Origin of the sequence: Enterococcus sp. MSG3290, assembly GCF_050555565.1 — a bacterium.
GTDB classification, from domain to species: Bacteria; Bacillota; Bacilli; order Lactobacillales; family Enterococcaceae; genus Enterococcus_B; species Enterococcus_B faecium.
Genome location: NZ_CP187862.1, coordinates 1,786,625 through 1,797,500, shown reverse-complemented (window position 1 = coordinate 1,797,500; position 10,876 = coordinate 1,786,625). Strand labels below are relative to the sequence as shown.

General features: G+C 37.5%; 7 protein-coding genes, 14 tRNA genes and 1 pseudogene (1 of these 22 only partly in view). 21 read left to right on the top strand and 1 reads right to left on the bottom strand.

Annotated elements, in window-relative coordinates; genetic code table 11:
* From IGL31_RS08635 to IGL31_RS08535, 21 genes are all read left to right on the top strand, one after another.
* Positions 1-31: transfer RNA gene (locus IGL31_RS08635), tRNA-Ser, on the top strand (it extends 58 nt beyond the left edge of the window).
* A gap of 14 nt (positions 32-45) precedes the next feature.
* Positions 46-117: transfer RNA gene (locus tag IGL31_RS08630), tRNA-Glu, on the top strand.
* Positions 118-132: 15 nt separating this feature from the next.
* Positions 133-205: transfer RNA gene (locus IGL31_RS08625), tRNA-Val, on the top strand.
* A gap of 9 nt (positions 206-214) precedes the next feature.
* Positions 215-287 (top strand) — tRNA-Asp (locus tag IGL31_RS08620).
* A 35-nt stretch (positions 288-322) separates the two neighbouring features.
* Positions 323-398 (top strand) — tRNA-Phe (locus IGL31_RS08615).
* A gap of 1 nt (position 399) precedes the next feature.
* Positions 400-480 (top strand) — tRNA-Tyr (locus IGL31_RS08610).
* A gap of 6 nt (positions 481-486) precedes the next feature.
* Positions 487-560 (top strand) — tRNA-Trp (locus tag IGL31_RS08605).
* A 2-nt stretch (positions 561-562) separates the two neighbouring features.
* Positions 563-635, top strand: a tRNA-His gene (locus IGL31_RS08600).
* An 11-nt stretch (positions 636-646) separates the two neighbouring features.
* Positions 647-718: transfer RNA gene (locus IGL31_RS08595), tRNA-Gln, on the top strand.
* Positions 719-763: 45 nt separating this feature from the next.
* A tRNA-Cys gene (locus IGL31_RS08590) sits at positions 764-834 on the top strand.
* A 20-nt stretch (positions 835-854) separates the two neighbouring features.
* Positions 855-939, top strand: a tRNA-Leu gene (locus IGL31_RS08585).
* A gap of 61 nt (positions 940-1,000) precedes the next feature.
* Positions 1,001-1,073 (top strand) — tRNA-His (locus IGL31_RS08580).
* 9 nt (positions 1,074-1,082) lie between these two features.
* A tRNA-Gln gene (locus IGL31_RS08575) sits at positions 1,083-1,154 on the top strand.
* Positions 1,155-1,171: 17 nt separating this feature from the next.
* Positions 1,172-1,256: transfer RNA gene (locus IGL31_RS08570), tRNA-Leu, on the top strand.
* Between the two features lie 254 nt (positions 1,257-1,510).
* Positions 1,511-2,386 (top strand): PRD domain-containing protein, encoded by an 876-nt coding sequence (locus tag IGL31_RS08565; RefSeq protein ID WP_002288809.1) that lies wholly within the window; start codon positions 1,511-1,513, stop codon positions 2,384-2,386.
* A 103-nt stretch (positions 2,387-2,489) separates the two neighbouring features.
* Complete coding sequence (locus tag IGL31_RS08560) at positions 2,490-3,254, top strand: carbohydrate deacetylase (RefSeq protein ID WP_010829712.1); 765 nt, start codon at positions 2,490-2,492, stop codon at positions 3,252-3,254.
* Positions 3,241-4,683, top strand: a complete 1,443-nt coding sequence (locus IGL31_RS08555) for a PTS transporter subunit EIIC (protein WP_179189391.1) — start codon at positions 3,241-3,243, stop codon at positions 4,681-4,683. Before IGL31_RS08560 ends, IGL31_RS08555 begins: the two co-directional genes overlap by 14 nt.
* A 10-nt stretch (positions 4,684-4,693) precedes the next feature.
* The gene (locus tag IGL31_RS08550) at positions 4,694-6,025 is read left to right on the top strand and encodes a putative maltose-6'-phosphate glucosidase (protein ID WP_016627925.1); all 1,332 of its coding nucleotides are present in this window, start codon (positions 4,694-4,696) and stop codon (positions 6,023-6,025) included.
* Positions 6,026-6,037: 12 nt separating this feature from the next.
* On the top strand, positions 6,038-6,496 hold the full coding sequence (locus tag IGL31_RS08545; RefSeq protein ID WP_010829710.1) for a PTS glucose transporter subunit IIA: 459 nt from the start codon (positions 6,038-6,040) through the stop codon (positions 6,494-6,496).
* A 291-nt stretch (positions 6,497-6,787) separates the two neighbouring features.
* Positions 6,788-8,089, top strand: a complete 1,302-nt coding sequence (locus IGL31_RS08540) for a PTS sugar transporter subunit IIC (protein WP_002318967.1) — start codon at positions 6,788-6,790, stop codon at positions 8,087-8,089.
* A gap of 26 nt (positions 8,090-8,115) precedes the next feature.
* A complete protein-coding gene (locus IGL31_RS08535; protein WP_002295336.1) occupies positions 8,116-8,376 on the top strand; it encodes a diacylglycerol kinase in 261 nt (86 codons plus the stop codon).
* Positions 8,377-9,374: 998 nt separating this feature from the next.
* On the opposite strand, the pseudogene IGL31_RS08530 reads toward IGL31_RS08535, so the two are convergent.
* A pseudogene (locus IGL31_RS08530) lies at positions 9,375-10,610 on the bottom strand (glycosyltransferase).
* Positions 10,611-10,876: the final 266 nt, after the last annotated feature.

Sequence of the window (10,876 nt, the reverse complement as noted above, 5' to 3'; positions counted from 1 at the left end):
TGTCTCAAGGGTTCGAATCCCTTACTCTCCGTAGCAAATTTACCTGGCCCGTTGGTCAAGCGGTTAAGACACCGCCCTTTCACGGCGGTAACACGGGTTCGAATCCCGTACGGGTCATTTTAATTGAATGTTGGAGGTTTAGCTCAGCTGGGAGAGCATCTGCCTTACAAGCAGAGGGTCAGCGGTTCGATCCCGTTAACCTCCATAATGAACTGGTTCCGTGGTGTAGGGGTTAACATGCCTGCCTGTCACGCAGGAGATCGCGGGTTCGATTCCCGTCGGAACCGTCGTTCTTGTTATTCAATTAATAATTTTAAAATATGGCGCGGTAGCTCAGTTGGTAGAGCAACGGATTGAAGCTCCGTGTGTCGGCAGTTCGATTCTGTCCCGCGCCACCATGGAGGAGTAGCGAAGTGGCTAAACGCGACGGACTGTAAATCCGTTCCTTAGGGTTCAGTGGTTCGAATCCACTCTCCTCCATTTTATAGGGGCATAGTTTAAAGGTAGAACAGCGGTCTCCAAAACCGTTAGTGTGGGTTCAATTCCTGCTGCCCCTGCCATGGCGAATGTGGCGAAGTGGTTAACGCACCGGATTGTGGCTCCGGCATTCGTGGGTTCGATTCCCATCATTCGCCCTTTTTATTCTTGGGGTATAGCCAAGCGGTAAGGCAAGGGACTTTGACTCCCTCATGCGTTGGTTCGAATCCAGCTACCCCAGTTTCTATAATTTATTCTTTATTTTATAGATTGATAATAGTATAATGGCGGTATAGCCAAGTGGTAAGGCAGAGGTCTGCAAAACCTTCATCACCGGTTCAAATCCGGTTACCGCCTTAGTACTAATAAATCAACTTGCCGGCGTGGCGGAATTGGCAGACGCGCTGGACTCAAAATCCAGTGCCCGTTGAGGGCGTGCCGGTTCGACCCCGGCCGCCGGTATTGACTAAGATGTCTTCATCTTAGTTTTTTATTGAGAAATTAAATAACATCTTTTATGATGGCGAATGTGGCGAAGTGGTTAACGCACCGGATTGTGGCTCCGGCATTCGTGGGTTCGATTCCCATCATTCGCCCTTTATTCTTGGGGTATAGCCAAGCGGTAAGGCAAGGGACTTTGACTCCCTCATGCGTTGGTTCGAATCCAGCTACCCCAGTTATTATTTTTAAATTTGCCGGCGTGGCGGAATTGGCAGACGCGCTGGACTCAAAATCCAGTGTCCGTTGAGGACGTGCCGGTTCGACCCCGGCCGCCGGTATAATTATCAATATAGCAACTTTCTTATAGAGAGTTGCTATATTTTTTTTGTTTTTATGTAATTACCTCCAAATCAATTCGATACAAGTAGTATCATAAAACGAGTAAAAAAGATATTGATAACGCTTTTATTATGTGTTAAACTATTTTTGTAAATTATGTAGGGTGCTACTATTCAATTAGGCACGACCTAAGAAAGGGTTCTTTCTTAGGTCGTTTTTTGTCTTTAAAAATTGTTTGGAGACAAAAATATGTATGAAGGAGTCTGCAAGTTGTTTTGTTTTATCATATAGAGGAGGTGAATTAACGGTGTATGTGATGAAAAAGCTGAATCATAATGCTGTATTGATCGATGACGATGGAATAGAAAAAATTGCGATGGGGAAAGGGATTGGCTTTTCTGCTAAAGTGAGTAAGCCATTTGATGTTGAGGATGCTGACAAATTATTTGTATTAGATTCTAAAGAAAAGATCAAACGATTCAGTGAGATAGTCTCGCAGATTCCAATCGAATTTATGGATTTTGCGGAAGAAGTGATTGAACTGATAACAGCTAGGATCTCCTCTCCATTAGATTCAAATATCTATATTACATTGACAGATCATATTTATTTTGCTATTCAACGAAAAAGAGAAGATAGAGATGTCACAGCAATTATGTTGCCAGAAATGAGATTCCTTTATCCAAATGAATATGATATAGCAGTAGAAGTGGTCGAGCGAATCAATCATCGATATCAAACCGAGTTAGGGTCAAATGAAGTAGGATTCATCACTATGCATATCATTAATGCTGAGCTAGGAGAGCCTAATAGTTTAAAGAGCTTAAAAATAGTAGAAATGACGACCACGATTTTGTCCCATCTAGAAAAATCCTATTCAAACGTTTATGATAAAGAATCACTGACTTATCATCGCTTAATGGTTCATATCAAATTCCTGGTTAAACGCTTGATTTATCAGGAAGAAACGCCAGTAGAAAATATTGGTTTTTTTACTGAAACATTTAAACATAGCAAAGCGTATTGTACAGCACTAAAGATTAAAGATATCATCGAACAGCAATTTCAACTTGCCATTCAAGAAAATGAAATCATCTATTTGGCAATTCATCTAGCACGAATCTATTAAAATAAGGGCGTAACTATCTATAGGCGCAACCAAATGACACATAGTAAATGGACTATGATTATTTGGTTGCGCCTATTTTAGTAGAAAAAAGAAGGAGAATGAAATGGGAAAAGTGATTTTTAATTCGGATGATTTTGGCTATAGCCATGGTGTGAATTATGGGATTATGGATGCTTATCAGCGAGGAATTTTGACATCAACTACATTGATGGCAAATATGCCGGGTTTCGAGCACGCTGTGAAATTAAGAAAGGAAATGCCTAGGCTAGGTGTAGGAGTCCATTTAACATTGACGTGTGGCAAACCACTTCTCAAAACTGTCGATACTCTTATGGAAAGCGGAGAGTTCAGATCCTTATCTTATTATCAGCATCCATTTAACATTGACAAAGATCAACTGTATCAGGAATGGAATGCTCAGATTCAAAAAATTTATCATGCGGGGATCATACCAACTCATTTAGACAGTCATCATCATACTCATACTTTGGATGAAAATCAGGAGGTAGTTGTTACATTAGCAAAAAAATATGATTTGCCGGTTCGGAGCAACTTTGAACGAAAAGATGAAGTTCGTCATGTCGATTATTTTGAGCCTTGTTTCGATGTCGTAGGAGAAACTGATGAAAAAAAACGACAAATCAATACGAGTGTGGAAGAATATTTGGCAAGTTTACTCATGATACTGAGAGAAGATAAAACGATCGAAGTCATGTGTCACGCAGCGTATTTGGATCAGGAATTGTTAAATGGTTCAAGTTTTGTGTATCCTCGTACCCACCAAGTCGAATTTTTAATTCATTCAGCATTTGCTCAAAAAGTGAAAAATGATCCTTTGATTGAGTTAGTAACATATGAGGATATTTAATAGAGGAGGAATAAAAATGAATGTTAAATCAAATGTGCAGAAGCTTGGAAGAGCGATGCTACTTCCAGTTGCAGCGATGCCATTAGCGGGATTGATCATGCGTTTATCAGCTGATGATATGCTGAACATCCCAGTAATTGGTGCAGCTGGAAATGCCGTTTTTGGAAACTTGGATATCTTATTTGCTATAGGAGTTGCAATCGGTTTTGTCAAAAATAAGGACAAAGGAATACCTGCACTTACTGGTTTTTTAGCGATTGCTACCTTGAAAAAAGGCTTAGAAATTATGGACCCAGAAGTGAATATGGGGATTTTTGGTGGAATTATTTCCGGTTTAGTAGCGGCATGGACGTATAATCGCTTTAAAGAACAAAAATTACCAGTAGTTTTTTCTTATTTTGCGGGCGAAAAATTCCCATTGACTATGGTGATGATTCTACAAACAATCGCAGCTGTTTTTTTGGGCTTTATCTGGCCGCTCATCCAAATTGGGATTGATAATTTTGCAAAACTGCTCGTTGATATGGGAGCATTAGGTGTGGGGATATTTATGTTTTTGAATCGTTTGCTGATCCCCTTTGGACTGCACCATGTGTTGAATACGTATATTTATTACGATTTAGGAAGCTATACATCTCCTAGCAAGGAAGTTTTCAGAGGAGAGATGACACGCTTTATCAACGGAGATCCTCAGGCTGGACTGTTTTTATCAGGTTTTTTTGTAGTAATGATGTTTGGTATACCAGCTATATGTCTAGCTATCTATAAAGCAGCTTATAAAGAAAATAAAGAGATGGTCAAAGGAATCATGGGAAGCGGTGCAGGAACTTCATTTATTGCAAATATCACTGAGCCTGTTGAATTTAGTTTCATGTTTCTTTCTCCTATGTTGTACGTGATCCATGCACTTTTTGCCGGTTTAGCAGGGATTGTCTGTTACTTATTCAATATACGAATTGGTTTTACATTCGGAGCATGTATTGTTGATTATCTCATCAATTTTCGAATCGCTACCAATGCTATTTTGATTCTTCCAATCGGAATTTTCTTTTTTGCCTTGTATTACGTTACTTTTTATTATTTGATCAATAAGAGAAACATTCAGACATTAGGACGTGAAGCTAAGGCAGAGTTTGGCAATGAAGTAACCTTAGAAGAAAAAGAGTTAGGGTTAGCAAGTAAAAATTATGAATATATGGCAACAAAAATGCTACAAGCGTTTGGAGGAAAAGCCAATATCCTGGATGTCTATAGTTGTAATACACGCCTACGGGTAGAGGTAGTGGATCCCACCATGGTCGAGGAACAGCGAATCAAGCAATTAGGGATAAGCGGGATCATTAAACCAACTGAAAAAAATTATCAAATTATCATCGGCTTAGAAGTGACTTATGTTATGGCAGAATTCAATAAATTATTAGAAGAATAGAAAGGAAAAGATGATGATGAAAAAACAGATTATCACTATAGCTGGAGGCGGGAGTACGTATACACCAGGAATCGTTCAAGCCATTTTGAACAATGAAAAACGGTTGCCATTATCTGAAATACGTTTATATGATATTGATGAAGAAAGAAATATGGATATGTACTTGATTGTTAAATTTATGCTGAAAAGAAAAGGTTTTTCAAATATTCGCATTCGTGCAACGGATGATCCAAAGCTTGCTTTTACAGGATGCGATTTTGTTTTCTCCCAAATTCGTGTTGGAGGATTGGAGATGCGAGAAAAGGACGAAAAGATTCCACTTAAACATGGATTAGTAGGACAAGAAACGTGTGGACTCGGAGGATTTGCTTATGGGATGCGCTCAATCAAAGGTTTATTGGAAATTGTTGATCATATACAAGACTATGCCCCCAAAGCATGGATTTTGAATTATACAAATCCAGAGTCGATCGTTTCTGAAGCTGTTCGTCGTAAATATCCGAATGTAAAAATGATTAATGCCTGTGATATGACTATTTCAATTGAAGAAACGATTGCAGTGAATTACGGTTATGATCGTAAGAATTGGATCGTTACGTATTATGGTTTAAACCACTTTGGCTGGTATACATCGATTTATGATAAAGAATTGCAACGAGAAATTATGCCAGAGATTATTGAAAAACTAATAACAAAAGAAATGCAAGTCGCCGATTTTAATATAGGAGACAAAACTTGGCAAAAAACCTTTCAAATGATGTCAGTCATCACGAAAAATTTTCCAAGTAATATCCCGAATAATTACTTAGAGTATTACTTATATCCTGATATGGTCGTTGAGCATACTGACAAAGAGTATACACGTGCTAATATGGTCATGGATGGACGAGAGAAAAATACCAAAGAAATGGCTGATAAAATACGCCGCGGTATTGTGGAAGAAGTATTGAACTTTAATTTTGGGGAGCATGGACAATATATCGTCGATATAGCTATTTCCTTGTTGAATGATGATCGTCGTCGCTTTATGCTAATCGTTCCTAATCAAGGGGCGATTCCGAATCTACGGTCAGATGCAGTTGTTGAAATACCGGCATATGTTGGTGCAACTGGTGTGGAGCCAATTACACTAAGAAAACCAATCAGTGATTTTCATAAAGGATTGATGGAGGCACAAGTTGCAGCAGAGAAGTTACTAGTAGATGCTTACTTTGAAGGTTCTTATCAAAAAGCTTTACAAGCATTTACATTGAATCAAACCGTACCAAATGCCAGAGTCGCAAAAAAAATACTAGATGAAATGATCAAAGTAAACAAAAAATATTGGCCAGCATTAAAGTAGAGGTGATAAAAAGTGCATTTCTTTAAAACAAGAAACATTCTAAAAGCTGTAGCTAGTGGTCAAATTATTCCATTAACAGCAGTAAAAGACGAGGTCTTTTCTTCAAAAATGATAGGAGTTGGATACGCTATAACGAATCATGATGGATATATCCATGCGCCAGTTAAAGGAATAATCGATAATATATTTCCTACCCGACATGCCATAACGATCGAAAGTGAATCTGGCAGAAAAATACTGATCCATATGGGTTTAGATACAGTTGAACTCGAAGGAAGTCCGTTTCATATACGGGTTGAAAGTAACCAGGAGGTAAAAGAAGGGACACTGTTAGCTATTATAGATTTGAAGAAGTTGGAGCAAGCACAAAAAGATACGGTGATCATTGTAGTTTCTCCAGGCATTTTTGAAGGAAATTTATTAAAACAAAACCAAGAAGTAAAGATTAAAGATAGTTGTTTTGAATTTTAGTGTACGATGAAAAAAGTTAAATAGGGTGATATTTATGGGTGAATTTACAAAATTTTTTTAAAATGATATGTTTCAATCACTAGATTTAATCATTTTGATTTTTGTTAATTATCGAATTTTTTTGTTGCTCCTATGATTTAGAAAACTTATTTTCAGGATTCTTAAAAATAAATTTGATTATTTAAGAGAATATATTGAAATAAAATTTCTTAATTATATAATTAGTTATGAACATTCTTTGCGTTGTCATGCAATGAATGGTTCATATTTTATTGAAAAGGAGTGGTTTTAGTGGAAAAGCTGATGAAATGGGTCGAAGAGAAACTTGTCCCACCAATGGCAAAAATTGGTACACAGCGTCATTTATTAGCAATTCGTAATGGGGTTGTTTCAACATTGTCATTGATTTTGATTGGGACATTTTTTATGGTCTTTATCAATTTACCGTTTCCTGGATGGAATGAATTTATTGCCCCTTATTCGGCAACGATTGTTTTACCCTTTAGGATGACGATGGGATTGATGGCTATTTATGCAACTTTTGTTATGGGTTCGGATCTAGCTAAATCATATGGATTAGATAGTGTGACAGGTGGTATATTATCTTTAGGAACGTTCTTTATGTTACAAGTTCCTGTAAACGTTTTAACTCCTGAAGAGGCACCTCTTGGCTGGGTCTTACCTATGAGTTCTTTGGGAGCATCTGGGATGTTTGCGGGGATCTTATCTATGATTTTTGCAGTGGAAGTATATCGTTTCTTTAAAAATCGAAATATTACTATCAAAATGCCAGAACAAGTGCCACCTGCTGTTGCCCGTAGTTTTGAGGCATTGATTCCAGGTGCAGTCATTTTAACAATTACTTGGCTGATTCGAAGCGTCGCGGGCTTTGATGTAAACGCTGCCTTATTATCGTTATTCGAGCCTTTAACCAATATTTTAGGGAATAATTTGCTTGGTGTTTTACTACCAATGTTTTTGATCCATTTGTTGTGGTCATTTGGTATCCATGGCATGAGTATTGTAGGGGCTGTTGTTCGTCCAATGTGGCTGATCATGTTGGATGAGAATGCAAAGGCATTGGCAGATGGTACAGCTGCCACCCAATTACCCTATATCGCTCCTGAACAGTTTTATCAATGGACGGTAACAATTGGTGGTGCAGGAGCAACGATCGTGGTATCTGTTTTGTTTATATTCTTCTGTAAATCAAAATTCTTGAAAGAGGTTGGTCGTTTTTCTATTATTCCTGGTATCTTCAATATCAATGAGCCCATGATTTTTGGAGCTCCTATGATGTTGAATCCTTACATGTTCATCCCGTTCAACTTAGTTCCTTTAGTTTTGACTATTATCAGTTATTTTGCAGTCAAATTAGAAATGGTCAATAGATTTACTGTTTTGCCAACATGGACATTACCAGCTCCAATCGGCGGTTATCTTTCAGCAGGAAATGACTGGCGTGTTGTTATCTTGATCATGATCAACACATTGATAGCATTTATTATCTATTATCCATTTGTAAAAGCTTATGATAAAAAGATGCTGTCAGATGAACAAAGTCGTGGAGAAAACGAAGTCCAAACTGTCTAAGTTTGGTTTTTAGAAGGTGGGAAACAATGTATTGGCTGATTTTATTTTTTGTTTTTATCTTTTTATTAACGGCTAGTCACCTTATATTGAATATGCTAGCTACATATCATATTCAAATCAATCGATGGATTTGGGCACTGGCATCATTTTTGATCGTGATTCTTCCAAAGATCATTGTACCGCATATGAATGTTTTGTTTTCATGGGGGACATATGTACTTTGTGGAATTTTTGCTATCAATTTTATGATCGAGCAGCATAGATGGTTTGTCACATCGAAGCTTTAAATGTTCTAAAAGTGGTTGTGACAGAAGTGGTTAGCTTCAAGAAATAAGAAGAAATTTACGAAAATTGCTTCTTAAATTTTTGTGAAATGTTGGCTTATTTTTCGTTTGGTTGAACTTATTACCGCAGATGCAAGCTTTTGACCACCGTTTATTCGGAATATGGGACTGTGACAAGGCTTTTGTCACAGCCCTTTTTTACATAAAGATTATTATTGTTTTAACTGTTTTGGCAGAAAGAAGGAGGCAAAAATGAAAATTTTATCAGCAATGGATTTAGAATTAGTAGATCTACTACCAAAGTGATCAAGTCAAATATAGATTTGGGAGCTTACAACCATATAGTAGGGGCTGCAGTATGGTGTATGAATGGTAATATGTATGATGAGAGTGTTTATTCAAATCATGAAACGTGTATAGAAATAATTGCGCTGGGAATAGCAATCAGTCATGGTGAACGTGACTTTTAGTGTATCGTTGCTGACGACATAGAACATTCTGACATGATCTACTCAGCATGTGGGGATTGCTGGCAGTTTATATAGGAGTATGCATCGGATTGCGAGATCATTGTCTCAACAGAAGAGGGAGGTTGATTATCAAAGATAAAGTGGTAAATCCTACATTTGATTTAGTAATTGTTGAGGGGACTAGCAGCACAAATCTCTACAAAGCGATGCTTCTAGATCTATATGACACATTTTAAGAAAATGTATTTGCCTAATTATTATGGTCTTTCTTTTGAAGAAACGTTGAGATGATCCAACCAGAGAAAGGTGTCAAAGAATTTGACTAAGAATAAATGGCAGACGCTACCTATGCTCATTTGGATAGCGTCAGATCTTTTATTTTAAGGATGATTTTGTGTTTTTTAGACACCGTAATTTAAGTAACTCTAACTTTTCAATCCACTATTTACTTTTTTTGTATTTTCACTGTCTGGGTCTCGAATAGCGAAATTACTGTTGAGTCTCTATTAAAAAAGCTTTTTCTACTTGAAACTATATTGGGTGGTTGCTCAGGAAGGTTTCGATTTCTTGAATTGCTTGTTGTGGACCATTTATTGGAAAAACGGCTTGCAGCGTGCGTGCCTGCTGACGAATCTTGGGTGAAGAAACTTCGCGCAGAGCAATCTGCAGTTTTCTTTCAGTCACTGGTTTTGTGAGGGCGATTGAGTTTCTGTATTTTACACAATAGTCAATATTACAGCTTTGCTCAAATTGCATCCCCACACCGATAAACGGTTTGCCGGATTCACAGGCAGTTTGGACGGTCCCTTCCCCGCCGTGGATAAAAGAAAAATCAATGAATTCATGCAAAAGATGACTAGACAGATATTCTGTTATTAAAAGATCTTCTGAGTCAGATTGAATGTCATCAAGCAGATAGTCAATAGGTGCAATAACCGCTAGATCCGGTTGTTTTTGTAAGAAGAACAAAATTTTGCGTAACATACGCGGATTGCCTGAACTACCCATTGCGAAATAGATAATACGTTTTCTTTCTTGTTGCTTTCGCTGTATAAAAGTTAGCACTTCTTCAGGCAAGGAAGTACTGAGCTTAGCAAAAATTGGACCAACGATTCGATAATTTTCCGGCAGCTGTTCTTCTTCCAAAAATAGTTTAGGCGTTGTGATGAGATTTAGATCAGCATCCATCATTTGTAAACTTGTTTTTGGTAAAGGAAGCATTTCTCTTTGTGCAGCGTGTTTGAAGGCATTGGGGATCCATCGGGTATTTACTATACGCTTTTTTGTCCAGTGCCAAAGGGGATTGCTTAAAGGGCCGAAGAAACGTAACTCGTGGGGCATCAGCGCATGCTCTGATTAAAAAAAAGGTTCACTCAAAGCATAGGGCTTAACATATACTAAAGGAATCTTTTTACTGCGGGCCGATAAAAAAATTGTCACATTCGAACCTGTCACAATCAGTCGAGGCTCAAACTTAGCAATCAGACTCTGTTCACTAGTGATACGAGAGGAAACCATTTCTTTGGTAAAAGGGTTTTTAAGTGTACGCAACTGGTCAAATTTTATGATTTGTTCTTCTTGTTTTTTCGTAAGGATCGGCGCTAGTAAATGATACTCAAAGCCACTTTCTGTGATCAAAGGAGCAAAAGTTTTAGAAAAGCCAAAGAATACACAGTAATAACGGTCTTTCATAGCTTTGGCAACCTCAATCATTCGTGTTGTCTCAGCTAAATTGAATACTGCAGGAGCAAAAAGAATTGTCTTCATGAAATCCTCCTTATTGGAATGAGTCTATCCCTTCGTTTCTTACTAGTATACTAAAAAACACAGCGTTCGAGTAGCCTATGTATATTTTGAATATTAAACTGTCTCTCGCTGTTTTCACAACTTCTAAATTTAAATTTTGTAATCAAGTTGAAACTCCAATTTTCAAAAAAACACGCAACAATTTTTTGATCGATTTATATGTTGTGCCAGATAAATACGAGAAGTTGTGTCATAAAAAATAAACATGATGATTGAGAACATAAAAA

Excerpts from the sequence above, each read along its gene's own strand:
- IGL31_RS08535 (WP_002295336.1), top strand. The coding sequence starts at position 8,116 with ATGTATTGGCTGATTTTATTTTTTGTTTTTATCTTTTTATTAACGGCT.
- IGL31_RS08555 (WP_179189391.1), top strand. The coding sequence starts at position 3,241 with ATGAGGATATTTAATAGAGGAGGAATAAAAATGAATGTTAAATCAAAT.
- IGL31_RS08565 (WP_002288809.1), top strand. The coding sequence starts at position 1,511 with ATGAAGGAGTCTGCAAGTTGTTTTGTTTTATCATATAGAGGAGGTGAA.
- IGL31_RS08550 (WP_016627925.1), top strand. The coding sequence starts at position 4,694 with ATGATGATGAAAAAACAGATTATCACTATAGCTGGAGGCGGGAGTACG.
- IGL31_RS08560 (WP_010829712.1), top strand. The coding sequence starts at position 2,490 with ATGGGAAAAGTGATTTTTAATTCGGATGATTTTGGCTATAGCCATGGT.